Annotated in this window: 20 protein-coding genes; 11 read left to right on the plus strand and 9 right to left on the minus strand. The window is 72.5% G+C overall.

Going from position 1 to position 25,547, the window contains the following annotated elements; all coding sequences use genetic code 11:
- Positions 1–66: 66 nt before the first annotated feature.
- The 3 genes from EAD96_RS17110 to EAD96_RS17120 form a co-directional block, all read right to left on the minus strand.
- A complete protein-coding gene (locus EAD96_RS17110) occupies positions 67–1,584 on the minus strand; it encodes an ABC transporter substrate-binding protein (RefSeq protein WP_121685027.1) in 1,518 nt (505 codons plus the stop codon).
- 124 nt (positions 1,585–1,708) lie between these two features.
- A complete protein-coding gene (locus tag EAD96_RS17115) occupies positions 1,709–2,668 on the minus strand; it encodes a formylglycine-generating enzyme family protein (protein WP_121685028.1) in 960 nt (319 codons plus the stop codon).
- A 7-nt stretch (positions 2,669–2,675) separates the two neighbouring features.
- Positions 2,676–3,764, minus strand: coding sequence for a 3-isopropylmalate dehydrogenase (locus EAD96_RS17120; RefSeq protein WP_121685029.1), 1,089 nt, complete (start codon positions 3,762–3,764; stop codon positions 2,676–2,678).
- Between the two features lie 185 nt (positions 3,765–3,949).
- Between EAD96_RS17120 and EAD96_RS17125 the strand changes: the two genes are divergently transcribed.
- Genes EAD96_RS17125 through EAD96_RS17165 form a run of 9 tightly spaced genes read left to right on the plus strand, consistent with a single transcriptional unit; the run spans position 3,950 to position 14,893 of the window.
- Positions 3,950–5,476: a PLP-dependent aminotransferase family protein gene (locus EAD96_RS17125; RefSeq protein ID WP_121685030.1), complete on the plus strand. Its 1,527-nt coding sequence runs from the start codon at positions 3,950–3,952 to the stop codon at positions 5,474–5,476.
- Between the two features lie 11 nt (positions 5,477–5,487).
- Complete coding sequence (locus EAD96_RS17130) at positions 5,488–6,732, plus strand: M20 family metallopeptidase (RefSeq protein WP_121685031.1); 1,245 nt, start codon at positions 5,488–5,490, stop codon at positions 6,730–6,732.
- Positions 6,729–8,171, plus strand: coding sequence for an aldehyde dehydrogenase family protein (locus tag EAD96_RS17135; protein ID WP_121685032.1), 1,443 nt, complete (start codon positions 6,729–6,731; stop codon positions 8,169–8,171). Before EAD96_RS17130 ends, EAD96_RS17135 begins: the two co-directional genes overlap by 4 nt.
- Positions 8,172–8,193: 22 nt before the next feature.
- Positions 8,194–9,138: an ABC transporter permease gene (locus EAD96_RS17140; RefSeq protein WP_104114889.1), complete on the plus strand. Its 945-nt coding sequence runs from the start codon at positions 8,194–8,196 to the stop codon at positions 9,136–9,138.
- Positions 9,135–10,019, plus strand: a complete 885-nt coding sequence (locus EAD96_RS17145) for an ABC transporter permease (protein WP_013288207.1) — start codon at positions 9,135–9,137, stop codon at positions 10,017–10,019. Before EAD96_RS17140 ends, EAD96_RS17145 begins: the two co-directional genes overlap by 4 nt.
- Before the next feature lie 5 nt (positions 10,020–10,024).
- Positions 10,025–11,011, plus strand: a complete 987-nt coding sequence (locus EAD96_RS17150) for an ABC transporter ATP-binding protein (RefSeq protein WP_233585911.1) — start codon at positions 10,025–10,027, stop codon at positions 11,009–11,011.
- Complete coding sequence (locus EAD96_RS17155) at positions 11,008–11,832, plus strand: ATP-binding cassette domain-containing protein (protein ID WP_121685034.1); 825 nt, start codon at positions 11,008–11,010, stop codon at positions 11,830–11,832. The genes EAD96_RS17150 and EAD96_RS17155 overlap by 4 nt, the downstream gene beginning before the upstream one ends.
- Positions 11,829–12,584, plus strand: a complete 756-nt coding sequence (locus EAD96_RS17160) for an SDR family NAD(P)-dependent oxidoreductase (protein ID WP_121685035.1) — start codon at positions 11,829–11,831, stop codon at positions 12,582–12,584. Before EAD96_RS17155 ends, EAD96_RS17160 begins: the two co-directional genes overlap by 4 nt.
- An 8-nt stretch (positions 12,585–12,592) precedes the next feature.
- On the plus strand, positions 12,593–14,893 hold the full coding sequence (locus EAD96_RS17165; RefSeq protein ID WP_121685036.1) for an arylsulfatase: 2,301 nt from the start codon (positions 12,593–12,595) through the stop codon (positions 14,891–14,893).
- 76 nt (positions 14,894–14,969) lie between these two features.
- On the opposite strand, the gene EAD96_RS17170 is transcribed toward EAD96_RS17165, so the two are convergent.
- The 5 genes from EAD96_RS17170 to EAD96_RS17190 form a co-directional block, all read right to left on the minus strand.
- Entirely contained in the window at positions 14,970–16,253 is a 1,284-nt protein-coding gene (locus EAD96_RS17170; protein ID WP_121685037.1) for a dihydrolipoamide acetyltransferase family protein, read from the minus strand.
- A gap of 14 nt (positions 16,254–16,267) precedes the next feature.
- Positions 16,268–17,236, minus strand: coding sequence for an alpha-ketoacid dehydrogenase subunit beta (locus tag EAD96_RS17175; protein ID WP_121685038.1), 969 nt, complete (start codon positions 17,234–17,236; stop codon positions 16,268–16,270).
- Positions 17,237–17,264: 28 nt separating this feature from the next.
- Entirely contained in the window at positions 17,265–18,395 is a 1,131-nt protein-coding gene (locus tag EAD96_RS17180; RefSeq protein ID WP_121685039.1) for a thiamine pyrophosphate-dependent dehydrogenase E1 component subunit alpha, read from the minus strand.
- Positions 18,396–18,513: 118 nt separating this feature from the next.
- Positions 18,514–19,845, minus strand: a complete 1,332-nt coding sequence (locus EAD96_RS17185; RefSeq protein ID WP_121685040.1) for an aspartate aminotransferase family protein — start codon at positions 19,843–19,845, stop codon at positions 18,514–18,516.
- Positions 19,846–19,866: 21 nt separating this feature from the next.
- Positions 19,867–21,357 (minus strand): CoA-acylating methylmalonate-semialdehyde dehydrogenase, encoded by a 1,491-nt coding sequence (locus tag EAD96_RS17190; RefSeq protein WP_199733206.1) that lies wholly within the window; start codon positions 21,355–21,357, stop codon positions 19,867–19,869.
- A 149-nt stretch (positions 21,358–21,506) separates the two neighbouring features.
- On the opposite strand from EAD96_RS17190, the gene EAD96_RS17195 reads away from it, so the two are divergent.
- On the plus strand, positions 21,507–23,150 hold the full coding sequence (locus EAD96_RS17195) for a PucR family transcriptional regulator ligand-binding domain-containing protein (RefSeq protein ID WP_121685042.1): 1,644 nt from the start codon (positions 21,507–21,509) through the stop codon (positions 23,148–23,150).
- 4 nt (positions 23,151–23,154) lie between these two features.
- Here EAD96_RS17195 and EAD96_RS17200 read toward each other — a convergent pair whose 3' ends face one another.
- Positions 23,155–23,538: a hypothetical protein gene (locus EAD96_RS17200; protein WP_121685043.1), complete on the minus strand. Its 384-nt coding sequence runs from the start codon at positions 23,536–23,538 to the stop codon at positions 23,155–23,157.
- A gap of 318 nt (positions 23,539–23,856) precedes the next feature.
- On the opposite strand from EAD96_RS17200, the gene EAD96_RS17205 reads away from it, so the two are divergent.
- On the plus strand, positions 23,857–25,545 hold the full coding sequence (locus tag EAD96_RS17205; protein WP_121685044.1) for a methylmalonyl-CoA mutase: 1,689 nt from the start codon (positions 23,857–23,859) through the stop codon (positions 25,543–25,545).
- Positions 25,546–25,547 lie beyond the last annotated feature (2 nt).

Below are 25,547 nucleotides of genomic sequence, written 5' to 3' on the forward strand. Positions count from 1 at the left end.
GAGCGGGGGAATGCGAGAAGGACCTGGTGGGCGGAGCCCACCAGGTCCTTCTCGCGTGGAACCGAGTTACTTCTTGGAGACCTTGGTGACGTCGAAGGACTGGGTCACCGCGTCCTTCGGGTAGCCCTCCACGCCGTCGCGGATCACCGCGAGGTTCGGCAGCAGGAAGAGCCAGTCGCTGGCCGCCTCCTGCGAGATGACCTTGGCGGCCTCGGCGAACTTCTTGTCCCGGGTCGCCGCGTCCAGGGCCGTGTCGGCCTCGTTCATGAGCTGCGTGACGGCCGGGTTCTTGTAGCGGTAGTAGTAGTCCGGCTGGCCGTAGCGGACCAGGTCACGCGGCTCGACGTGGGCGATGATCGACAGGTCGTAGTTGGCCTTGCCGAGCACCTTGTCGAGCCACTGCGGCATCTCGACGTTGTTCTGGGTCACCTTGATGCCGACCTCGGCGAGCTGCGAGGCGACGAACTGCGCGGACGCGCGGGCGTAGCCGGGCGGCGGGACGTCCATGGTCAGGGTGAGCCCGCCTGCGTGACCGGCCTCGGCGAGCAGCTGCTTGGCCTTGGCGGGGTCGTGCGGGAAGTCGCCGGTGCGGTCCTCGTACCAGGGGTCGCTCGGCGGCACCATGCTGCCGATCTTCGTGCCGTAGCCGGACCAGACGGTCTTGATGAGCGCGTCGTGGTCGATCGCGTGGCGGATGGCCTGGCGCACCCGGACGTCGGCCAGCGGGCCCTTGCCGTTGTTCATGGCCAGGACGACCTCACCGGTCGTCTTGCCCTCGACCACCTCGAACTGCTTGTTGCCCTTGAACACCTCGAGCAGCTGCGGCGCCTGGATGTTCGCCACGATGTCGAGCTGGCCGGAGAGCATCGCGTTGTTGAGCGCGTTGGCGTCGGTGATGTACCGGAAGACGGCGGTGCCGACCTTCGCCTTCTCGCCCCAGTAGCCGTCGTTGCGGACCAGGGTGATGCTGTCGCCGCGGTTCCACTTGTCGAACTTGAACGGGCCGGTGCCGTTCGGCTTCGTCCCCAGGTCGGTGGCGTTCTCCTTGAGCACCACGCCGACGCGGCCGGCGACGTCGAACAGCCAGCTCTGGCTGGGCCGGGACAGCGTCACGTCCACTGTGGACGCGTCCGGCGCCTCGACGGTCTTCACGACTGTCATCTGCGACTTGAACGGGTTCGTCGAGCCCTCGGCGGTCACCCGCTTGAAGCTCCACACCACGTCCTGCGCGGTGAGCTTCTGGCCGTCGTGGAAGGTCACGCCGTCGCGGAGCTTGAACGAGTACTTGGTGCCGTCGTCGGACACCTTCCACTCGCTGGCCAGCAGCGGCTCCACCTCGCCGGTGTCGGCGTTCTGGCGCACCAGGCCCTCGTACACGTTGTAGAGCAGGACCTGCGGGATCGCGGCGCCGGCCTCGGCGGTCAGGTCGAGGCTCACCGGCTCGAGGTAGGCGCCGAGGGTGACCGTACCGTTGCCGGAACCACCGCCGGTGGTGGTCTTCGAGTCGCCGTCGCTACTGCACGCGGTCAGAGCCAGCGCCGTGGCGAGCAGCACGGCGGGCAGCGTTATCTTCAGCCGATTCATTCGTGTGTCCCATCGCGAAGAACGCCAAGGGCGCTCGTAGCCTGTGAGGCGGGACACTATGAGCGTGGTACCCGATGCAAAAGGGCCAGTTCAGCGGGGTCGGCAGGTACCAATCAGCGTCCGGCTACCGGGCCACCCGGAACCCGGTGTTGCCGGTCGAGGAGTCAACGGTGGTCCGACTCCGTGCTGCCACGCGGTAACGGTTGCAGTAGGAGTCGTGGCACAGGTACGAACCACCCCTGATGACGCTCTCACCTGGTGAGATGCGGCCGCGGCGGTCGCGCCAGGGTTCGGCCGTGAGTTCCCAAACGTTGCCCGCGACGTCGTACAGGCCGTAGCCGTTCGGCGGAAACGCGGTCACCGGAGAGGTGCCTGCGAACCCGTCGTCCGCGGTGTTGACAGCCGGGAAGGCGCCCTGCCAGATGTTGCACATGTGCCGCCCGTCCGGGGTCAGTTCGTCGCCCCAGGCGTAGCGGGCCCGGGACAGGCCGCCGCGTGCCGCGTACTCCCACTCGGCCTCGGTGGCCAGCCGGGTACCGGACCAGCGGCAGTACGCCTCGGCGTCGCGGTGCGAGACGTGCACGACCGGATGTCGCTCGCGTCCCCGTACGCCCGACCCGGGCCCGTCCGGGGCGGCCCAGTGCGCCCCCTCGACGGCCAGCCACCACGGCGCCTGCGGCACGGAGGCGTCCAGCACATGCGGACGCGCGGACGGCGCCAGCAGCAGGTGGAAGACGAAGGACCAGCCGTACCGTTCCGCGTCCGTGCGGTAGCCGGTGGCGTCGACGAAGCGGGCGAACTGCCGGTTCGTCACCGGCGTGGCGGCGATCTCGAACGGGCCCACGGTCACCGGGCGGACCGGTCCCTCCAGGTCGTCCGGGAAGCCCTCCGGGTCGTCGGTGCCCATGAGGAAGGTGCCACCGGGCAGCGCGATCAGGTCGTCCGTACCCCCGTGCGGTGAGCGGACGGCGCTCGCGCCCGCCGCGGCGCCGGTGCCGGCGGCGGCGGGCGGGCGTTTCGGCGCGCAACACGGCGGCGGCGGGGAAGTGCCCCCGCCGCCGTCCGGAACCGGTTCGGTGCTCACATCCGCGTCACGCCGGCAGGGCGTCCGCCTGGTACGCGCCCTCGCCGATGACGGCCGCGACCGCGTCGCCGAAGTCCTCGGTCGACATGCCCATCTCCGGCCCGCGCATGGCGCCCAGGCGGGGCAGCACCGCCTTCACGCCGTCCTCCAGGCAGCGGGCCGCCTCGGGGTGGCCCAGGTGCTCCAGCATCAGCGCGGCGCTGAGGATCGAGCCCGCGGGGTTGGCCCAGCCACGGCCGGCGATGTCCGGCGCGGAGCCGTGCACCGGCTCGAACATGCTCGGCGCCGACCCGGTCGGGTTGAGGTTGCCGCTCGCGGCCAGGCCGAGACCGCCCTGCACGGCCGCGCCCAGGTCGGTGATGATGTCGCCGAACAGGTTGTCGGTGACCACCACGTCGAACCGCTCCGGCTGCGTCACCAGGTAGAGGCACATCGCGTCGACGTGGACGTAGTCCACCTCGATGTCCGGATACTCCGCCGCGACCTCCTCGAAGGTCCGCTGCCACAGGTCACCGGCGTACGTCAGGATGTTCGCCTTGTGCACCAGCGTGACGTGCTTGCGGCGGCCCAGGGCCAGCCGGAAGCCGTGCCGGATGAGGCGCTCGACGCCCTTGCGGGTGTTCACCGACTCCTGGGTGGCGATCTCGTCCGGCCCGCCCCGGTGGATGAAGCCACCCGCGCCGACGTACGCGCCCTCGGTGTTCTCCCGCAGGATCACCAGGTCGCACTGCTCCGGTCGCAGGCCGCCGATGGGCGTGGGCACGCCGGGCAGCAGCTTGACCGGACGCAGGTTCACGTACTGGTCGAACGCGGTCCGCAGGTGGATGACCAGGCCGCGTTCCAGCACGCCGGGCGGCACCGACGGGTCGCCGACGGCGCCGAAGAGAATGGCGTCCGCCTTGGCCAGTTCCTGTTCCACGTCCGGCGGCACGACCTGGCCGGTGATCCGCCAGTAGTCCGCGCCGAGTTCGTAGTCTTCCCAGACCAGGTCGATCCCGAACCGTCGGGCGGCGGCGTCGCACGCCTTGACCGCCTGCGCGGTGACCTCCGGTCCGATGCCGTCGCCGGGCACCAGCGCGATTCGCTGGGCGCTCATGAGTCCACCCCTGTCCGCGTGCAGGAGACCGTCACCTGCCATCGCCCGGCCAAGCGTGGCGGGAACGGGCCCTCCGCAACAGGTCCAGGTCTCCGGCTAGGCTGGTACCAGCGGGACGCATAGGGCGTGTGCAGGGCGTACGACGACGGGACGAGGCGAGACCCCCGCGGGAGTGGGAGGTCGAGGTGGCGGATTTCCTGCTGCCGGTCAACCCGCAGAGCACGGTTCCGCTCTACGAACAGATCATCACCGGGCTAGAGGACGCCATCCTCGCCGGGCAGTACGACGACGGCCCGCTGCCGAGCACGCGCCGCCTGGCCGAGGCGCTCGGCGTCTCCCGGAACACGGTGCTGACCGCGTACGACCGGCTCATGGAGCAGGGTCTGATCGTGACCGTTCCGCGGCGCGGTCTCTACGTCTCCTCCGACGCGGTGGTGCGGATGCGGGCCGCGCGGCGGACCGCCCGCTCCCCGATGCAGCCGATCGACTGGGCGGCGCGGCTGCCGGAACCGCCGCCCACGCCGGTGCACCGGGATCCGGCCTGGGCGCGGGCGCCGTTCCCCTTCGTGGTCGGCCAGCCCGACCCGTCCATGTTCCCGATCGGCGCGTGGGAGCGGGCGCAGCGCGAGGCGCTGCGGCAGGACGGGCTGTCCCGGGTCATCGGGGACGCCGGGCAGGCCGACGACCCGGAGCTGGTGCGTCAGCTCTGCGAGCACGTGCTGCCCGCGCGCGGCATCTCCGCCCACCCGGACCAGGTGATGATCACGCTGGGCTCGACGCACGCGCTGCACCTGCTGGCGAGCGTCCTCGTCCGGCCGGGCAGCGTGGTGCTCGTCGAGGACCCCGGCTACCCCGACGCGCGGACGATCATGCAGATGGCCGGCGCCGACGTGGTGCCCGGCCGGGTCGACGAGGACGGCCTGGTCGTCGAGGACCTGCCGGCCGACCTGCACGGCGCCCAGCTCGTGTACGTGACGCCGAGCCACCAGTACCCGACCGGCGCGACCATGTCGGCGTCCCGCCGTGAGGAGCTGCTGCGCCGGGCCGGCGCGGCGGACGCGGTCGTGATCGAGGACGACTACGACCCGGAGATGACGTTCCGGGGGATGCCCGCGGTGGCGGTGCGGGCGCTCGACGACGAGGACCGCGTCGTCTACCTCGGCAGCTTCAGCAAGCTGCTGGCACCGGGGCTGCGGCTCGGCTACGTGGTGGCGTCCCCGGCGCTCGTGGACGCCATGCGGGCCCGCTCCCGCTACGTGCTGCGCCACCCGCCCGGCCCGATGCAATGCGCCCTCGCGCAGATGATCGCCAGCCGGGACCTGGCCCGCCACGTGCGCCGCGTCCGCGCCCACTACCAGGGGCTGTACGAGGAGATGGTGCGGGCGGTCGAGCGGCACGTGCGCTGGGGACCGCAGCCGGTGCCGCGCGGCGGGCTGGCCCGGTGGATCACCGGCCCGCCCGGGCTGGACGCCGGGGAGCTGGCCCGCGAGCTGCGCCGGCAGGGTGTCCTGCTCGACCCCGGCGCGCCGTACTGGGCGGCCCGGCCGGCACCGCGTCACCACCTGCGCCTGGGGTACCAGGTGATGCCGCTGGACCGCATCGACGAGGGGGTGCGGCGGGTCGCCGCGGCCGTAGAAGACCAGGTCCGGCCGCGACTGGTACCCCCGCCGACCCGGAAACTGGACGTTCCCCTCCGGGGTCGGAGTTCGTAACCTCCGACGCCATGACGTCGGACACCCACGCCTCCCTCCGCGCCGGCCATCTCGTGGACGAGCAAGCCGTCGTGTCGCTCACCCAGGACCTGGTCCGCATCCCCTCGACCTGGGACGCCGGGCGCGGGCGTAGCGAGCAGCCCGTGGCGGAACTCGTCGCGCAGGTCATGCGGGGGTTCGGCTGGCGGCCGGAGGTCACCGAGGTCGTCCCCGGGCGTCCCAACGTCGTCGCGGTGGTGGACGGCGGCCTGCCCGGCCCGACGCTGATGTTCGAGGGGCACACCGACGTCGTCACCGAGGGCGCTCCCGAGGAGTGGACCGTCGACCCGTTCGGCGGTGACATCGTCGACGGGCGGCTGTACGGTCGCGGCTCCGCCGACATGAAGGCCGGTGTCGCCGCGATGATCCACGCGACCCGGGCCGTCGAGCTGGCCGGGCCGTTCCCGGGCCGGATCGTGGTGGCGGCCCTGGTGGACGAGGAGGGCCAGATGCTCGGGGCGAAGCACTTCACCACGACAGCGCTGGCCCGCGAGGTGGACGCCGCGATCATCTGCGAGCCGGAGGCGGAGGAGATCTGCGCGGTCGCCAAGGGCGCCGTCCGGCTGCTGGTCACCTGCACCGGCAAGATGGCGCACGGCGCGATGCCGCAGCACGGCCGCAACCCCGTCCCCGCCGTGGCCGAGCTGGTCGCCGCGCTCGGCCGGTTCCAGAAGGAGCTGCAGGCCGACCCGGGTGAGCACGTGCACCTCGGCCTGACGTACCTGACTCCCACGGTCCTGGACGCCGGCTCCGCCGACCAGCTCAACGTCATCCCCGGCCGCGCCGTGCTCGGCGTGGACTGCCGGACCGTACCCGGTGTCGACCACGCCGCGCTCGCCGCGCGCGTCCGCTCCGACGCGGACGTCATCGGCGCCCGGCACGGCGTCACCTTCGCCGTCGAGGTCGTCGACGACCGGCCGTGCGCGGTCACCCCGGAGGACCACCCGGTCTCGCTCGCCGTGGCCGAGGCGCACCGCGCGGTCACCGGCGCCGAGCCCGTCTTCGGCGGCGTGCCCGGCGCGACCGACGGCACGATCCTGTGGCGCGACAGCGGCATCCCGAACGTGGTGTACGGCCCCGGCCCGAAGTGGATCGCCCACCAGCCCGACGAGTACGTCGAGGTCGACGACATCGTCCGCAAGACGAAGGTCTACGCCGAGGCGGCGCTGGCCTTCCTCACCGGTGCCACCGGCGCCCGGGCGGGTGCGGCGTCGTGACCGCGCAGGAGCTGCTCACCGCGCTGCCCGCCGGGCTGCCGATCGGCGCGGGCTGGACCACCACCGCGCAGACCGCGCCGGTGCGCTTCCCGTACGACGGCAGCACCGTGACCCAGGCGCCGTGGGGCGACCCCGGCGACGCGGAGGCGGCGGTCGACGCCGCGCGGGAGGCCGCCGCGGAGATGGCCGGCCTGCCCGGCCACCGGCGGCGCGCGATCCTGACGACAGTCGCCGCCGAGGTGCGCGCCCGCGCCGACTCGCTGGCCGAGCTGCTGGTCCTGGAGACCGGCAAGCCGCTCGTCGACTGCCGGGTCGAGGTCGCCCGGACGCTCGTCACGCTGGAGACGGCCGCCGAGGAGGTCGGGCACCTGACCGGCGAGACGGTGGCGCTGGACATGCAGCCGGCCGGCGAGGGCATGCTCGGTTTCTGGGTACGCCGCCCGGTCGGTGTCGTCGTCGGCATCACCGGCTTCAACTACCCGCTGCTCCTGGCCGCGCACAAGGTCGCGCCGTCGGTCGCGGCCGGCTGCCCGGTGATCGTGAAGCCGGCGCCGAACACGCCGCTGGCCACGCTGGTGCTGGTCGACCTGTTCCGGCGGGCGGGCTGCCCGGCCGCCGGGGTCCAGCTCGTCACCGGTGGCGTCGAGGTCGGCAAGCTCCTGACCACGCACCCCGCCGTCGCCGCCGTGTCGTTCACCGGGTCGGCGCACGTCGGCCACCAGATCGCCCGCGCCGCGGCCCCGCGCAAGGTGCTGCTGGAACTCGGGTCCAACGCGGCGCTCGTCGTCGGCCGCGACGCCGACCTCGACCGGGCCGCCGAGGCGGTCGTACGCGGCGGGTTCTACGCCTCGGGCCAGGCGTGCATCAGCGTGCAGCGGGTGATCGTCGAGGAGCCGGTCCGCGAGGCGCTGCTGGAACGCCTCCAGCCGCTGCTGGCGACGGTCGCCACCGGCGACCCCCGGTCCGCCGACACCCGCGTGTCCGCGCTGGTGGACGAGGCGTCCACCGAGCGGGTGCACTCGTGGGTGGACCGCGCGGTCGCCGCCGGGGCCCGCTGCCTGGCCGGCGGTACGGCGCAGGGCCGGGTGCTGCAACCGACGGTGCTCGTCGACGTCCCCGAGGACGCCGAGTGCTGGGCGGAGGAGATCTTCGGTCCGGTGGTCTGCGTCCGGTCGGTGCCGGACATGGACGCGGCGGTCGAGCTGGTCAACCGGTCCCGCTACGGGCTCCAGGCCGCCGTCTTCACCCGTGACCTGGCGGTCGCCCTCGACGTCGTGCGCCGCCTCGACGTCGGTGGTGTGCTGGTCAACGAGGTGCCCGGCTTCCGCGCCGACAACATGCCGTACGGCGGCGTCAAGGACTCCGGCATCGGCCGGGAGGGACCGCGCTTCGCCATGGAGGAGCTGACCGTGACCAAGATGGTGATGATCAGGCCATGACTCGGAGTGGGAGCACACACGCATGGTGATCTACTTCGTCCGGCGGCTGGCCATCCTCGCGGTATCGCTGTTCGCCGCGTCCATCCTCGTCTTCACGATGCTGGCGCTGCTGCCGGGCGACCAGGCGCAGGCGATGCTCGGCGTGAACGCCACCCCGGAGGCGCTGGAGGCGCTGCGGGAGCAGTTCGGCACGAACCGGCCGTTCACCGAGCGGTACCTCGACTGGGCCGGCGGCCTGATCCGCGGTGACTTCGGCATCTCGCCGCTGAGCGGGGTGTCGGTCGGCTCGGAGATCGCCGACAAGCTCGGCGTGACGGTGCCGCTGATCCTGGCCGGGATGACGCTGGCGCTGCTCATCGCCGTGCCGCTGGGCATCCTCGCCGCGGTGAAGAGCCGTACCGCGATCGGGACGGCGCTGTCCGCGCTGAGCCAGGTCGGCATCGCCGTTCCGTCGTTCTGGCTCGGCATCCTGCTCATCACCGTGTTCGCGGTGAAGTTGCAGTGGCTGCCCGCCGGCGGGTTCACCGGGTGGGACGACGTCGGCGGCGCCGTGCAGGCCCTGCTGATGCCGGCGCTGGTCCTCGGCGTGGCCCAGGGCGCGATCCTGATGCGCTACGTCCGGTCCGCGGTGGTCGAGGTCATGCAGGAGGACTTCATCCAGACCGCGCGGGCCAAGGGCCTCAGCCGCTCGCAGGCGCTGACCCGGCACGCGCTGCGCAACGCGGCCATCCCGGTCATCACCGTCCTCGGCCTGCAACTCGCGACGCTGCTCATCGGCACCGTCGTGATCGAGAACGTCTTCGGCCTGCCCGGTCTCGGCCGGATGCTGCTGCAGGACGTGGGCAACCGCGACCTGCTGAAGGTGCAGGGCACCGTGATGGTGCTGACCGCCGCGGTGCTTCTGATCAACTTCGTCGTCGACGTGGTGTACCACGCGGTCGACCCCAGGCTGAGGAGCAAGGCATGACATCAGTCGCCGACGCCCCACCGGACGCCACCGCCGACGTCGTCGCGGCCGGCCCCGTCAAGCCGCGCCGCCGCTGGAACCTCACGCTGGTGATCGGCGCCGGCCTGGTGGGCCTGGTCGTCCTCACCGCACTCGTGTCGTTCCTCTGGACGCCGTACGACCCCACCCGGGTCGACCCGTCGCAGACGCTGCTCTCCCCGGGCGGGGACCACTGGCTCGGCACCGACCACTTCGGCCGGGACATCGTCAGCCAGCTCCTCGTCGGCGCGCGGACCACACTGTTCGTCGGTGTCGTCGCCGTCGCCATCGCCGCCGCTGTCGGCGTACCGCTGGGTCTGCTCGCCGCCACCGGGCACCGCTGGCTCAGCGAGCCGGTGATGCGGGCGCTGGACATCGTGTTCGCGTTCCCGGCCATCCTGCTGGCGATCATCCTGGCCGCCGGCTTCGGCGCCTCCACGCTCACCGGCATGATCGCGATCGGCGTCGCGAACGTCCCGGTGTTCGGCCGCCTCACCCGGGCCGGCGCGATGCAGGTGCTGCAGAGCGACTTCGTGCTGGCCGCGCGCAGCTACGGCCGCCGCGGCGTGGTGCTCATGGTCCGGTACGTGCTGCCGAACATCGCGGCCCTGCTCATCGTGCAGGCGTCGGTGTCGTTCGCGCACGCGGTGCTGGCCGAGGCGGCGCTGTCCTACCTCGGGTACGGCACCCCGCCACCGACCCCCACCTGGGGCCGGATGCTCCAGGAGGCCCAGAACTACTTCGTCGTGCAGCCGATGCTCGCCGTCTGGCCCGGTCTGGCCATCGCCCTGTCGGTGCTCGGCTTCAACCTCATGGGCGACGGGCTGCGCGACGCCCTCGACCCGCGGCTGAGAGGACGGTGAGCGGCGTGAGCGGGCTCGTGGTGGAGGACCTCGTCGTCAAGGTCCACGACATCCAGGCCGTCAAGGGCGTCTCGTTCGAGATCGGGCGGGGCCGGCGGATGGGGCTCATCGGCGAGTCCGGCTGCGGCAAGTCCCTGACCGCGCTCGCGCTGATGGGCCTGCTGCCCCACGGCGTGACCGCGTCCGGCCGGGTGCTGCTGAACGGCCGGAACCTGCTCGACCTGTCCGACAAGGAGATGTGCGCGGTCCGCGGCAACGACATCGCCATGGTGTTCCAGGAGCCGATGACGGCGCTCAACCCGCTGATGCGGGTGGGCAACCAGGTCGCCGAGTCGCTGCGGCTGCACAAGGGGATGAGCCGCGCCGCGGCCTCGGCCCGGACCGTCGAACTGCTCGAACGGGTCCAGCTCCCCGAGCCCGACCGCACCGCGCGCAAGTACCCGCACCAGCTCTCCGGCGGCCAGCGCCAGCGCGTCGTCCTGGCCATCGCGCTGGCGTGCGACCCGGCCGTGCTGGTCGCGGACGAGCCCACCACCGCGCTGGACGTCACGGTGCAGGCGGAGATGCTGCGGCTGATGGACACGCTGGTGCGCGAGGAGGGCGCGTCGCTGCTGCTCATCACGCACGACCTGCCGGTCGTCGCCAGCATCTGCGAGGAACTGCTCGTCATGTACGGCGGCTCGATCGTCGAGCACGGCGACGTGGCGACCGTGTTCGACTCGCCCCGGCACCCGTACACGGCGGGCCTGCGGGCGTCCACGGTGCTGGAGAGCACCGACGGGAGCGGCCGGCTGTCCACCATCCCGGGCCGCGTCCCGTCGCTCGGGTCGTTCCCCACCGGCTGCGTGTACCGCAACCGCTGCCCGCGCGCCGACGACGTCTGCGCCACGGTCCCGCTGCTGACAGCACCGCCCGGCAGCACCCAGCGGGCGGCCTGCCACCACCCGATCGAGAGCGACCAGTCCCTAGGAAGCGGGAAGGCCAGCGCATGACCACCACCCCGTTGCTGGAAGCCGTCGACGTGGTGCGCGAGTACCGCGCCCCGCGGCGGTCGCTGCGTACGCCGGGCCGGCCGATCCGCGCGCTCGACGGCGTGAGCGTGCAGGTCCACGAGGGCGAGGCGTTCGGCATCGTGGGGGAGAGCGGCTCCGGCAAGTCCACGCTGTCGCGCATCCTCATGGCCCTCGACCAGCCGACCTCCGGCACCGCGTTCTACCAGGGCCAGCGGATCAGTGGCGTACCGGAGCGGCGGCTCGGGTTCCTGCGCCGCGACGTGCAGATGGTGCTCCAGGACCCGATGTCGTCGCTGAACCCGCGGATGCGCGTCGCGGACATCATCGCGGAGCCGATGCGCGCGCTGCGCCTGCCCGGCGACCACCGGGCCCGCGTGGCCGAGCTGATGCACTCGGTGGGCCTGCCCGAGGAGGCGGTGACCCGCTACCCGCACCAGTTCTCCGGCGGTCAGCGGCAGCGCATCGCCATCGCCCGTGCCCTCGCGGCCGGGCCGAAGGTCATCGTGGGGGACGAGCCGGTCAGCGCGCTCGACGTCTCGGTGCGCGCGCAGATCCTCAACCTGCTCACCGACCTGGCCGAGCAGTTCAAGCTGACCCTGATCCTGGTCTCCCACGACCTGTCCGTCGTCCGGTACCTCTGCGACCGGATCGCGGTGATGAACCAGGGCCGGATCGTCGAGACGGGTGAGACCGAATCGATCTACTCCGACCCCCGGCACCCCTACACCCAGAGGCTGCTGTCCGCGGTGCCCACCCTGAGCGGCGACCTCCTGGACCGATTCAACAGGAGCAGCACATGAGGTTGGTTGACCGCGTCGCCGTCGTCACCGGAGGCGCCAGCGGCATCGGACTGGCCACCGTCGGCCGGCTCGTCGAGGAGGGCGCGCGCGTGGTCATCGCCGACCTCGACGGCGACCGCGCCGCCGAGGCGGCCGCCGGGTTCGGGTCCGCCGTGGTCGGCGTGGCCTGCGACGTCACCCGGGCCGCTGACTGCCGCGCCGCCGTCGAAACCGCCGTCGAGCGGTTCGGCCGGCTCGACCTCATGCACGCCAACGCCGGTACGCCGTTCACCGGCCCGCTGGACGAGGTGGACCAGGCGACGCTGGACCGCGTGGTCGACGTGAACCTCAAGGGCGCGTTCTGGACCGCGCAGGCCGCCGCGCCCGCGCTGATCGAAGCCGGTGGCGGCGCGATCGTGTTCACCGCGTCGCTCCAGGCGGTCATCGCCCGCCCCCGGTACGCGCCGTACACCGCCGCCAAGCACGGCGTCATCGGCCTGATGAAGGCGCTGGCGCTGGAACTCGCGCCGCACGGCGTCCGGGTCAACGCGATCGCCCCGGCGGCGACCGAGACGCCGATGCTCTCGGCGTTCCTCGGCGGGATGGGCGACGTGCCGGACAGCGCGCGGGAGAACTTCCGGGCGTCGATCCCGCTGGGCCGCATGGCGACGCCGCGCGACTCCGCCGACGCGGTGGTGTTCCTCGCCAGCGACGAGGCGCGCATGATCACGGGCCACACGCTCGTCCTCGACGGCGGCACGACGGCCGGCTGAGGCGTACCGTGACCGGACCTCTGGCGGACCCTCCGTACGAGGGGACCATCGGACGCACCTACGACGAGTCGACGGAACACTGGAGCGCGCCCCAGTCGGCCGCCGCGGGTACGCCGAACGTGGTGTACGTGCTGCTGGACGACGTCGGGTTCGCCGACTTCGGCTGCTTCGGCGCCGAGATCGACACCCCGACGATCGACCGGCTGGCCGCCTCCGGGCTGCGGTACACCAACTTCCACACCTCGCCGCTGTGCTCGCCGACCCGGGCCAGCGTGCTCACCGGCCGCAACCACCACAGCGTCGGCATGCGCATGCTGTCCAACTTCGACAGCGGCTTCCCCAGTGGCCGGGGGCGGATCACCCACGCCGCCGCCACAGTCGCGGAGATGCTGGTCGACGCCGGATTCAACACCATGGCGGTCGGGAAGTGGCACGTCGCGCCGCTGGAGCACACCACGCCGTCCGGCCCGTACGACCAGTGGCCGCTGGGCCGTGGCTTCGAGCGGTACTACGGCTTCCTGGAGGCCGAGACCGACAACTTCTATCCGGAGCTGGTCCACGACAACCACCAGGTGGACCCGCCGGCCACCCCGGAGGAGGGTTACCACCTCACCGAGGACCTGACCGACCGGGCCATCGGGTTCGTCCGGGACCAGACGTCGTTCACCCCGGAGAAGCCGTTCTTCCTCTATCTGGCGTACGCCGCCGCGCACGCGCCGCACCAGGCGCCGCCGGAGTACCTGGCGAAGTACCGGGGCCGCTACGACGCCGGCTGGGACGTCGTCCGCGCGGACCGGCACCGGCGGCAGATCGGGCTGGGCATCATCCCGCCGGACGCGCCGCTGCCGCCGCACAACCCCGGCGTCGTCCCGTGGGACGACGTGCCGCCGGAGCAGCGGCGCCTGTTCGCCCGCATGCAGGAGGCGTACGCGGCGATGGTCGACCACACCGACGCCCAGCTCGGGCGCCTGGTCGACTTCCTGGAACGGATCGGCCGGCTGGACGACACCATCTTCGTCGTCATGTCGGACAACGGCGCGAGCCCCGAGGGCACGCCGCTCGGCACGCTCAACCCCACGGCCTTCCAGAACCGGGTGCCGGAGAACCTCCGGGACAGCCTGGCCCGGATCGACGAGATCGGCGGCCCGCGGGCGCAGAGCAACTACCCGCTGGGCTGGGCGCAGGTGAGCAACACCCCGTTCCGCCGCTACAAGCAGCACACCCACGAGGGCGGGGTGCGGGTGCCGTTCGTGCTGAGCTGGCCGGCCGGTGACGTGCCCGGCGGGCAGGTGCGCACGCAGTTCCAGCACAGCATCGACGTCACCGCGACGGTGCTCGACCTGGTCGGGGTGCAGCCGCCCGCGGTGCGCCGGGGCGTACCGCAGATGCCGCTGCACGGCCGCAGCTTCCGCGACGGGCTGCGCGACCCGGCGGCGCCGCCGTCGCGGGACCGCCAGTACTTCGAGATGTTCGGCCACCGCGGCATCTACCACCAGGGCTGGAAGGCGGTCGCGTTCCACGAGCGCGGCACCTCGTGGGACGAGGACCGCTGGGAGCTGTACCGGATCGACGAGGACCCGACCGAGAGCCGCGACCTGGCCGCCGAGTACCCGGAGGTGCTGCGGCGTCTCATCGAGGAGTTCTGGATCGAGGCGGCCCGCTACGACGTGCTGCCGCTGGACGACAGGGGATTCGCGATCCGGGCCCGGGTGCCACGGCCCGGGTCGGTGCGGGACCGGCTGGTCTTCACGTACCTGGCGGGCGTACCGACGATCTCCGGCGCGGCGGTGCCGCCGACGATGAACCGCTCGCACGCCATCACCGCGCGCCTGCGCCGCACCGACGCGGCGCAGGGCGGCGTGATCGTGGCGCTCGGCAACGTCAGCGGCGGCTACGTGCTGCACATCCAGGACAACCACCTGGTGTACGAGTACAACCACCTCGGCACCCGTTACGTGCTGCGGTCCGAGGGCGAGTTGCCGCTGGGCCCGGTGGAGCTGACCTTCGAGCTGACGAAGACCGCCGACTGCCAGGGCACCGGCCGTCTGTACGTGGACGGCGAGGCGGCGGGCGAGGCGCTGTTCCCGCAGTTGCTGCCGTTCTTCCACGGCTTCGCGGGCATGGACGTCGGGCGCAGCATCCACTCGCCGGTGTCGCCGAGCTACCCGGCCCGGCACGAGTTCTCCGGCGAGCTGGAGTACGTGCGGTTCCGGCTCGCCGCGTCCGAGGAGGTCGGCGAACCGATCGCGCCGGCGGGCGGCGTCGCGCCGCGGCCGTCCGCCGGCGTCGGGTTCGAGGTCGTGGACTGACGCGCGCCGCGCGTACGGCGACGGCGCGCGGACGGACCTCGTCGTCCGTCCGCGCGCCGTCCGCCTACCGGGGGCCTCAGCGCAGGGCCAGGCCCCACAGCGGGTCCTCCAGGAACCGCCCGACGTGGGCGAGCACCCGGCTGCCCAGTTCGCCGTCCACCAGCCGGTGGTCGAACGACAGCGACAACTGCACCGTCCACCGGGGGACGACCTGCTCGTCGACCACCCACGGCATCCGGCGCAGCGCGCCGAGGCAGAGGATCGCCGCTTCACCGGGGTTGAGGATCGGGGTGCCGGCGTCCACCCCGAACACCCCGATGTTGGTGATGGTGATCGTTCCGCCGGACAGGTCGGCGGGACGGGTGCGGCCCTCCCGCGCGGTGGCCGCCAGCTCGTTCAGGGCCACCGCGAGATCCCGTACCGGAAGGTTCTGCGCGGCCTTGACGTTCGGTACGAGCAGGCCGCGCGGCGTCGCGGCAGCGATGCCCAGGTTGACGTCGGCGAACCGGACGATCTCCTGGTTCTCCTCGTCCCAGCGGGCGTTGACGTCCGGGTACCGGCGGACGGCGTCCAGCACCGCGAGCGACGCCACGAGCAGCGGGCTGACCTTCACCCCCTGGAAGGCCGGGTCCTGCTTCAGCCGGTCCACGAACTCGACCGTGCCGGTCATGTCGACGGTGAGGAACTCGGTGACGTGCGGCGCGGTGAACGCGCTGGCGACCATGGCGGCGGCGGTCGCCTTGCGGACCCCGCGCACGGGCAGGCGTTCGTCCCGCCGGTGGTCGGCCACGGGCGCCGGGCCGGTGGTGTGGTCGAGCAGGTCCTGGCGGGTGATCCGGCCGCCGGGGCCGCTGCCGCGTACCTCGGTCAGCTCCACACCGAGGTCCTTCGCGAGCTTGCGCAGCGGCGGCTTGGTGAGCACCGGCGGCCGGGACGTGTGCGGCCCGCGGGCGGGCTCGGCCGGGCGGACGGACCGCGCCGCGCGGCGCGGCCGGCGCGTCCGCGCCTGGGCCGACACCCCGTAGCCCACGAGCACGGCGGTGCGCTCCACGGCCGGCTCGTCCCCGGCCGGCGTCGCGGCGGCGGGCTCGTCGACGGCCGGGGCCGCAGGGTCGTCGCCCGCCGTCCGGATCGCGATGATCGGCGAGCCGACGTCGACGGTCTGCCCCTCCTCGGCGAGGAGGCGGTCCACCACGCCGGCGTACGGGCTGGGCAGCTCGACCACGGCCTTGGCGGTCTCGATGTTCACCAGGACATCGTTGAGGCGGACCGGATCGCCCGGTGCGACCCGCCAGGTGACGATCTCGGCCTCGGTGAGGCCCTCGCCGACGTCGGGCAGGCGGAACTGTTGAACGCTCACTGGTACCTCTCCCTTCACGCGGCCAGGACGCGGTCGACGGCGTCGAGGATCCGGTCCAGGTCGGGCAGGTACTCCTCCTCGACCTTGGCCGGCGGGTACGGCAGGTTGAAGCCGCCGACCCGCTCGACCGGCGCCTCCAGCGAGTAGAAGCACCGGCTCGTGACCTGCGCGACGACCTCGGCGCCGAACCCGGCGAACGTGGGGGCCTCGTGGACCACCACCGCCCGGCCGGTACGGCACACGGACTCCTCGATGGTCGCCACGTCCAGCGGAGAGATGGACCGCAGGTCGATCACCTCGATGTCGCGGCCCTCCTGAGCGGCGGCCTCGGCGGCGGCGACGCAGGTGGCGACCGTGCCGCCGTACGTCAGCAGGGTCACGTCGGTGCCCGGCCGCACGGTCCGGGCGCGGTCCAGCGGCAGCGGCGGCCCGGCGGTTGTCACCTCGCCCTTGACCCAGTAGCGGCGCTTCGGCTCGTAGAAGATGACCGGGTCGTCACCGGCGACGGCCTGGCGGATCATCCAGTGCGCGTCGTCCGGGCTGGCGCAGTAGACGACCCGCAGCCCGGCGGTGTGCGCGAAGTACGCCTCGTTCGACTCGCTGTGGTGCTCCACCGCGCCGATGCCGCCGCCCACGGGGATCCGCACCACCACGGGCAGGCCGGTACGGCCGCCGGTGCGCGCCCGCATCTTGGCGAGCTGGGAGACGATCTGGTTGAACGCGGGGTAGACGAAACCGTCGAACTGGATCTCGCAGACCGGGCGGTAGCCGCGCAGCGCCAGCCCGATGGCGGTGCCGATGATCCCGGACTCGGCGAGGGTGGTGTCCACCACCCGGGCCTCGCCGAAGTCCTTCTGGAGACCGTCGGTGACCCGGAAGACGCCGCCGAGCCGGCCGACGTCCTCGCCCATCAGGAGGACCTTGTCGTCGTCCTCCATGGCGCGGCGCAGGCCGCTGTTCAGTGCCTGACAGAGGGTGAGCATGAACGAGTTCTCCGATCGCGGGCGGGCGTCAGTCGAGGAAGGAGGCGCGGTAGGCGACGAACGCGTCGCGCTCCTCCCGCAGGAGCGGGGGCACGTCGGCCAGCACCGTGGCGAAGGCGTCCGCGAGGTCCGGCGCCGTCAGCGCCAGGCACTCCCGGCGGGTACGGTCGGCCAGCTCGTCCGCCTCGGCCTGGATCTCGCCGAGGAACGCCTCGTCACTCCAGCCCTCGGCGCGCATGAGCGCCTCGACCCGGGCCAGCGGGTCCCGCGCCCGCCACGCCTCCAGCTCGTCGTCGGTGCGGTACCGGGTCGGGTCGTCCGACGTGCTGTGCCCACCCATCCGGTACGTGGTGGCCTCGACGATCGCGGGACCGTTGCCGGACCGGGCGTGCGCGGTCACCGCTGACGTCACCGCGTACACCGCCAGCACGTCGTTGCCGTCGACCCACTCGCTGCGCAGGCCGAACCCGGCGCCGCGCCGGTGGATCGGCGTACGCGTCTGCGACGCCGTCGGGGTCGAGATGGCCCACTGGTTGTTCTGGCAGAAGAACACCATCGGGGCGGCGTTGACGGCGGCGATGTTCATGGCCTCGCTCGCGTCGCCCTCGCTGGCGGCGCCGTCACCGAAGTACGTCACGACGACCGTGTCGCTGCCGTCGCGCTGCACCCCGAGGGCGTACCCGGTGGCGTGCAGCAGCTGGGCGGCCAGGACCAGTGTGTAGATGTGGAACGAGTACGGCTCCGGATCCCAGCCGCTGTGCGCGACGCCGCGCCACTGGCGCAGCAGGTCGACCGGGCCGATGCCGCGCCACAGCGCCGCGGCGTGCTCCCGGTAGCTCGGGAAGACGTAGTCGTCGGCGCGTACCGCCGCGACGGAACCGACCTGGGCGGCCTCCTGGCCGCGGCACTGCAGCCACAGGCCCAGCTCGCCCTGTCGCTGCAACGCGAACGCCTCGTCGTCGAGGCGGCGGGCGAGCCGCATCCCCCGGTACAGGTCACGGGTGAGGCGGCCGAGCGCGTCGCGGTCGGCGTCGACCTCGGGGTGCAGGCGCCCGTCCGGGGTGACGAGCTGGGTCCAGCCCTCGGACGTGCGCGGAAGTCCGGTGGTGCCGGTGAACGGGTTGGTGACCGGTGGGTCGGCGAGATCTACGGTAGTCATTCGTCACCTTCTGGGTGCGTCGGTCTCCGCGTCACCGGGGTCGCCGGCCGTCTCGCGGATCTCTCGGATACGGGACCGCCCGCCGGGGTGGACCCGGCGGGCGGTGGTGGGCATTGCCTCAGACCGTGTGGCGGTCGGCGAGTGTCAGCGCCTCGTCGAGGATCGCCAGGCCCGCCTTGGCCTCCGTCTCCGACACGGTGCACGGCGGCACCACGTGGATCCGGTTGAAGTTCGCGAACGCGACCAGGCCGCCCCGCTTGCACGCGGCCAGCACCTCGTTCATCTCCGGCGACGACGATCCGTACGGCGCCAGCGGCTCCTTCGTCTCGCGGTCGCGTACCAGTTCCAGCGCCCAGAACACGCCGAGGCCGCGTACGTCACCGACGCTCGGGTGCCGGTCGGCCAGCTCGCGCAGCCCCGGGCCCAGCACGTCGGCGCCGATCGTGGCGGCGTTCTCGACGATCCGCTCGTCCCGCATCACGTTGATGGTCGCGACGGCGGCGGCGGTGGCCAGCGGGTGACCGGAGTAGGTCAGGCCGCCGGGGTAGGCGCGGGTGGCGAACGTCTCGGCCACGTGGTCGGCGATCACCACACCGCCGAGCGGGACGTAACCGGAGTTCACGCCCTTGGCGAAGGTGATCAGGTCGGGCGTCACGCCGTAGTGGTCCAGCGCGAACCAGGCGCCGGTACGCCCGAAGCCCGCCATCACCTCGTCGGCGACGTAGAGGATGCCGTGCCTGTCGCACAGCTCCCGTACGCCTGCGAGGAAGCCCGGCGGCGGCGGCATGATGCCGGCGGTGCCCGGCACCGTCTCCAGGACGATCGCGGCGATGGTGGACGGGCCCTCCATCTCCACGACGCGTTCGAGGTGGCGCAGCGCGAGCGCGCACTCCTCCTCCTCGGTCGTGGCGCCGAACTCCGACCGGTACAGGAACGGGCCGAAGAAGTGCACCACCCCGGCGGTGCCGTTGTCGCTGGGCCAGCGGCGCGGGTCGCCGGTCAGGTTCACCGCGGTCTGGGTGCCGCCGTGGTAGCTGCGGTACTGCGACAGCACCTTCGGCCGGCCGGTGTGCAGCCGGGCCATCCGGACGGCGTGCTCGATCGCGTCCGCGCCGCCGTTGGTGAAGAAGACCTTGTCGAGGCCCGCCGGGGTCAGCTCGGTGATCAGCCGGGCCGCCTCGCCCCGGACGTCGTTGGCGTACGACGGCGCGATAGTGCACAGGCGCGCCGCCTGCTCCTGGATCGCCGCGACCACCACCGGGTGCTGGTGGCCGATGTTGGTGTTGACGAGCTGGGACGAGAAGTCCAGGTAGCGGTTCCCGTCGCCGTCCCAGAAGTACGAGCCCTCGGCGCGCTCGACCACCATCGGGTCGAGCAGCGACTGGGCGGACCAGGAGTGGAAGACGTGGGCGCGGTCGAGCTCGTAGGTGCGCTGTGCGCTGCTGCTCATCGGCGTTCTCTCTTCCGCTGCTCAGACGTTCTCGGGGAAGCCGAGGTTGATCCCGCCGTGGCTGGGGTCGAGCCACCGGGAGGTGACGACCTTGCCGCGGGTGAAGAAGTGCACGCCCTCGGCGCCGTGGGCGTGCGAGTCGCCGAAGAGGCTGTCCTTCCAGCCGCCGAAGGAGTAGTAGGCCATCGGCACCGGGATCGGCACGTTGACGCCGACCATGCCGACCTCGACCTCGTTCTGGTAGCGGCGAGCCGCGCCGCCGTCGTTGGTGAAGATGGCCGTCCCGTTGCCGTACCGGTTGGCGTTCACCAGCGCGAGCGCCTCGTCGTAGCTGCCGACGCGCACCACCGACAGCACCGGCCCGAAGATCTCGTCGGTGTAGACGCTCATCTCCGGCGACACCCGGTCCAGCAGGCTCGGCCCGAGCCAGAACCCGGACTCGTCGCCGTCGACCCGCACCTCACGGCCGTCCACCACCAGCTCGGCGCCGGCCTCGACGCCCGCGTCGAGGTACGACGCGACGCGGTCGCGGTGCTCCCGGGTGACCAGCGGGCCCATGTCGCACGAGCGCCGCCCGTCACCGACCTTCAGCGTGGCGATGCGCTCGCGGATCCGGGCCACCAGGTCGTCGGCGACGGGCTCGACGACCACCAGGGCCGAGATCGCCATGCACCGCTCGCCGGCCGAGCCGAACCCGGCGTTGACCGCCGCGTCGGCGGCCAGGTCCAGGTCGGCGTCCGGCAGCACCACCATGTGGTTCTTCGCGCCGCCGAGGGCCTGGACGCGCTTGCCGTTGCGGGTGCCCGTCTCGTACACGTACCGGGCGATCGGCGTGGAGCCGACGAACGACACCGCCTTGACCTCGGGGTGCTCCAGCAGCCGGTCCACGGCGACCTTGTCGCCGTGCACGACGTTGAACACGCCGGCGGGCAGGCCGGCCTGCTCCCAGAGCCGGGCCACGAGCAGCGACGCGGACGGGTCCTTCTCGCTGGGCTTGAGCACGACGGTGTTGCCGGCCGCGATGGCGATGGGCACGAACCACATCGGGACCATCACCGGGAAGTTGAACGGCGAGATGACGGCGCAGACGCCGACCGGCTGGCGGATCGAGTAGACGTCCACGTTCGTGGACACGCCCTCGGAGTAGCCGCCCTTGAGCAGGTGCGGGATCCCGCAGGCGAACTCGACGACCTCCAGGCCGCGGGTGACCTCGCCGAGGGCGTCCGAGACGACCTTGCCGTGCTCGGCCGTGATCAGCTCGGCCAGCTCCTGCTTGTGCTGGTTGACCAGCTCGCGGAACGCGAACAGCACCTGGGTGCGCTTGGTCAGCGACGAGGTCCGCCAGGAGGCGAACGCGGCGGCGGCCGAGGCGACGGCCTGGTCCACCTCGTCGATGGAGGCCAGCGGCACCTCCGTCCGGACCGTGCCCAGCGCCGGATCGTAGACTGGGGCCGCACGCTCGGTGACGCCGGCGAACGGCTTGCCGTCGATCCAGTGGGTCACCCGCTCCAGCGGGACGGGAGCGGGCGCGGTGCCGGGTGCTGTCTGGGTCATGCCCGGGATCATCTGCGCTTCCCCAGGTCCGGGCAATGGGCACTGTGTCGTTCCCGTCCCCGGGAAGCGCACATACTGTGCGCCGGAGGGAAGGGGGAGGCGCTCCGATGCCGATGACCGTCCGCGACGTGCTCGAACTGCCGGCGTTGCAGCAGGCCGGGCCGCGCGTCCTGGCGGGCCGGGACCGGCTGGACGCGCCGGTGCGCTGGGTGCACGTCGCCGAGATCCCCGAGATCGCCGACCTGCTCCGCGGCGGCGAACTGGTCCTGACCACGGGCATCGGCCTGCCCCCCGACGACGACGGGCTGCGCCGGTGGATCGACGGCCTGGCGGCCGTCGGGGCGGCGGGTGTGGTGGTCGAGCTGGGCCGCCGGTTCGGCGGCACCCTGCCGGCCGGGCTGGTCGAGCACGCCCGCAGCCGGAACCTGCCCCTCATCGCGCTCCGGCGCGAGATGCGGTTCGTCGCCGTCACCGAGGTCGTCCACTCGGTGATCGTCGAGGAGCAGACGGCCGACCTGCTCGCGAAGGACGAGATCCACCGCGTCTTCACCGAGCTGTCGGTGGAGGGCGCCGAGCCCCGGCAGGTGCTCCGCGAGGTCACCCGCCTGTCCCGGCGTCCCGCCGTGCTGGAGAACCTCGCGCACCAGGTGCTGGCGTACGAGACCGGCCCGCTGACCGTCGAGGAACTGCTCGACCGCTGGGAGACCCGCTCCCGCGCGGTCGAGGTCCCGTCCGGCACCGGCTACGAGCCGCGCTCGGGCTGGCTGGTGACGGGCGTCGAGGCGCGGGGCAACCGGTGGGGGCGGCTCGTGCTGCTGTGCGACCAGGAGCCGCCGGCCCGGACCCGGGTGCTGCTGGAACGGGCCGCGTCCACGATCGCGCTGAACCAGCTCGTCGCCCGGGACTCGTCGTCGGTCGAGCGGCAGGCCCGCAGCAGCCTGCTGCTGAGCCTCGTCAACCACTCGGCGCCCACCCGGGACGTGGCGCTGCGGGCGCGCGGGCTCGGTGTCGTCCTGGAGCAGCGACTGCTGCTCGGCGTCGTGGTCCGGCGTCGCCGGCCGGCCCCGGCCACCGGCGGCGAGGCGAACGCGCGCCGGCGGGAACTGCTCGACGCGGTCGAGACGGCGGTACGCGAGTGCGGGCTCGCCGCGCTCGTCGGCGACGTGGACGAGGCGGCCGGCGGCACCGGCGTCACCCTCCTCGTCGCGCTCGACGGGACCGGCTCCGACGAGGCCGCGCTGGGGAGCCTGTCCGCCGCGCTCACCCGGGCGGGCCACCGGGCCGGATCGGACGTCGTGGTCGCCGCCGGATCGGTGGTCCGGACGCTCGACCTGGCCCGGCGCTCACTGGTCGAGGCGGCGCAGGTCGCCGACGCGACTGTGCACACCGCCGAGCCGCGCCCGTTCTACCGGCTGCACGACGTCCGTCTCCGGGGCCTGCTGTACCTGCTGCGCGACGACGTGCGCCTGCAGACGTTCGTCGAGCGCGAGCTGGGCCCGCTGCTCTCCTACGACCAGCGCCACGGCACCAACCACGTCGCCCTGCTGGAGACGTACCTCGTGGAGGGGCGCAACAAGCGGCGCGCGGCGGACGCGATGTCCCTGTCGCGGTCCGCGCTGTACCAGCGGCTGGAGCTGATCGAGCGGGTGCTCGGCGTCGACCTGGATTCGAGCGAACGGCGCCTGTCGCTGCACGTGGCGCTCACCGCCCGGGACGTCATGCGCGCCGGCGGCCCGGCGGTCGCCGGCTGACCGGTCACCTGTGGGTGCCGCGGCCCGACCGGAGGCGCCGGACGCCGTCGCGGCCCGGGGCGCTGTGCACGCTGACGCTGACCACCGGCACGGCGTTCGCGACGCTCTTGCGGACCGTCTCCATGGGCGCCGTGGCGGGGGAGCACTCCACGATCATCACCGCGGACCGGTCGGGGCACTGCACGTACTGGACGTGTGACACGGCGACCCGGCGGGAGTGCAGCACGGACAGCACCTTGAGCAGCCCGGTGGTGGAGTGACCCACGCCGAGGTGGACCACCATCGTGCACGGCGTGCCGTGCTCGTCGGCGGGCTCGTCGTGCGGGCGGCGGCCGGGGTCGGGCCGGGGAAGATCGACGGTTGCGGGGGTGGATGCGGACGCGCTCACGGGGGCCTCACAGGGACGAGCCGACAGGTTGGCTTGGCCGGCGACGCACGCGGAGGCGTACGCCGCCTAGGTAATCAGCCGGGTCGCGATTCGATTGCCCACGGCGGGAGTGTGGCACGGGAACCGGCTCGCCGGGAGGCTGCGCCGGGCAGCCGTCCGCCACGTGAGACAGGGCCCTGACCTGCGGATCGACGGTGATGGGTCGCCTCGGTGGGGCCGATCGCCGGGTTACCGGCCGGTACGCGAGCCCTTAAGGATCGTTCAGGATCTCGCTCTACACTCGGAACCGGGACGACGACTTGAGAAGGAGCTCCGCGCATGGACGCTGACGAGATCGCCGCCGGTCGGGCCCGCTGGCAGGCCCGCTACGACGCCGCCCGCAAGCGCGACGCGGACTTCACCACGCTGTCCGGAATGCCGGTCGAGCCGGTGTACGGCCCGCCGGAGGACACCGCGTACCCCGGGTTCGAGCGGATCGGCTGGCCGGGCGAGTTCCCGTACACCAGGGGTCTGTACCCGACCGGCTACCGCGGGCGGACCTGGACCATCCGGCAGTTCGCCGGCTTCGGCAACGCCCGGCAGACCAACGAGCGCTACAAGATGATCCTCGGCGCGGGCGGCGGCGGTCTCTCCGTCGCCTTCGACATGCCGACGTTGATGGGCCGCGACTCGGACGACCCGCAGTCGCTCGGCGAGGTCGGCCACTGTGGCGTCGCTGTGGACTCGGCCGCCGACATGGAGGTGCTGTTCGACGGCATCGACCTGGCCGGCGTGACCACCTCGATGACCATCTCCGGCCCGGCCGTGCCGGTCTTCTGCATGTACCTGGTCGCCGCCGAACGGCAGGGCGCCGATTTGTCCACGCTGGACGGAACGCTCCAGACGGACATCTTCAAGGAGTACATCGCGCAGAAGGAGTGGCTGTTCGACCCCGAGCCGCACCTGCGCCTCATCGGTGACCTGATGGAGTACTGCGCCCGGGAGATCCCCCGGTACAAGCCGCTGTCCGTCTCCGGCTACCACATCCGCGAGGCCGGTTCGACCGCCGCGCAGGAGCTGGCGTACACGCTGGCCGACGGCTTCGGGTACGTCGAGCTGGGCCTGTCGCGCGGGCTGGACGTGAACACGTTCGCCCCCGGCCTGAGCTTCTTCTTCGACTCGCATGTGGACTTCTTCGAGGAGATCGCGAAGTTCCGCGCCGCCCGCCGGATCTGGGCCCGCTGGCTGCGCGACGTCTACGGCGCCACCAGCGAGAAGGCCCAGTGGCTGCGGTTCCACACGCAGACCGCAGGGGTGTCGCTGACCGCGCAGCAGCCGGTCAACAACGTGGTGCGTACGGCCGTGGAGGCCTTGGCCGCGGTGCTCGGCGGCACCAACTCGCTGCACACCAACGCGCTCGACGAGACGCTCGCCCTGCCCACCGACGAGTCGGCCGAGATCGCCCTGCGTACCCAGCAGGTGCTGATGGAGGAGACCGGCGTGACCAACGTCGCCGACCCGCTCGGCGGCTCCTGGTACGTCGAGGCGCTCACCGACCGGATCGAGGCCGAGGCGGAGGAGATCTTCGCCCGGATCAAGCAGCTCGGCGGCGAGGGCCCGCACACCATCGGCCCGATGACCTCCGGCATCCTGCGCGGCATCGAGGACGGCTGGTTCACCGGGCACATCGCCGAGTCGGCGTTCGTCTACCAGCAGGCGCTGGAGAAGGGCGACAAGCGGATCGTCGGCGTCAACTGCCACACCGGGACCGTCGCCAAGGACCTGGAGATCCTGCGCATCTCGCACGAGGTGGAGCTGGAGCAGCGCCGGGTGCTGACCGAGCGCAAGTCGGCCCGCGACGACGCCGCCGTCACCGCCGCCGTGGCGCGGATGGTCGAGGTCTCCCGGACCGGCGAGAACATGATCCCCGCCATGCTCGACGCGGTCCGCGCCGAGGCCACCCTCGGCGAGATCTGCGACGCCCTCCGCACCGAGTGGGGCGTCTACCGAGAGCCCGCCCGCTTCTGACC

Source organism: Micromonospora sp. BL1, assembly GCF_003667485.1.
Taxonomy (GTDB): domain Bacteria; phylum Actinomycetota; class Actinomycetes; order Mycobacteriales; family Micromonosporaceae; genus Micromonospora; species Micromonospora tulbaghiae.

What these genes read in the sequence shown, in the direction of transcription:
- EAD96_RS17110 (WP_121685027.1), bottom strand. Translation starts at nt 1,584, where the DNA reads ATGAATCGGCTGAAGATAACGCTGCCCGCCGTGCTGCTCGCCACGGCG.
- EAD96_RS17120 (WP_121685029.1), bottom strand. Translation starts at nt 3,764, where the DNA reads ATGAGCGCCCAGCGAATCGCGCTGGTGCCCGGCGACGGCATCGGACCG.
- EAD96_RS17130 (WP_121685031.1), top strand. Translation starts at nt 5,488, where the DNA reads ATGACGTCGGACACCCACGCCTCCCTCCGCGCCGGCCATCTCGTGGAC.
- EAD96_RS17140 (WP_104114889.1), top strand. Translation starts at nt 8,194, where the DNA reads ATGGTGATCTACTTCGTCCGGCGGCTGGCCATCCTCGCGGTATCGCTG.
- EAD96_RS17145 (WP_013288207.1), top strand. Translation starts at nt 9,135, where the DNA reads ATGACATCAGTCGCCGACGCCCCACCGGACGCCACCGCCGACGTCGTC.
- EAD96_RS17155 (WP_121685034.1), top strand. Translation starts at nt 11,008, where the DNA reads ATGACCACCACCCCGTTGCTGGAAGCCGTCGACGTGGTGCGCGAGTAC.
- EAD96_RS17160 (WP_121685035.1), top strand. Translation starts at nt 11,829, where the DNA reads ATGAGGTTGGTTGACCGCGTCGCCGTCGTCACCGGAGGCGCCAGCGGC.
- EAD96_RS17175 (WP_121685038.1), bottom strand. Translation starts at nt 17,236, where the DNA reads ATGCTCACCCTCTGTCAGGCACTGAACAGCGGCCTGCGCCGCGCCATG.
- EAD96_RS17180 (WP_121685039.1), bottom strand. Translation starts at nt 18,395, where the DNA reads ATGACTACCGTAGATCTCGCCGACCCACCGGTCACCAACCCGTTCACC.
- EAD96_RS17185 (WP_121685040.1), bottom strand. Translation starts at nt 19,845, where the DNA reads ATGAGCAGCAGCGCACAGCGCACCTACGAGCTCGACCGCGCCCACGTC.
- EAD96_RS17195 (WP_121685042.1), top strand. Translation starts at nt 21,507, where the DNA reads ATGCCGATGACCGTCCGCGACGTGCTCGAACTGCCGGCGTTGCAGCAG.
- EAD96_RS17205 (WP_121685044.1), top strand. Translation starts at nt 23,857, where the DNA reads ATGGACGCTGACGAGATCGCCGCCGGTCGGGCCCGCTGGCAGGCCCGC.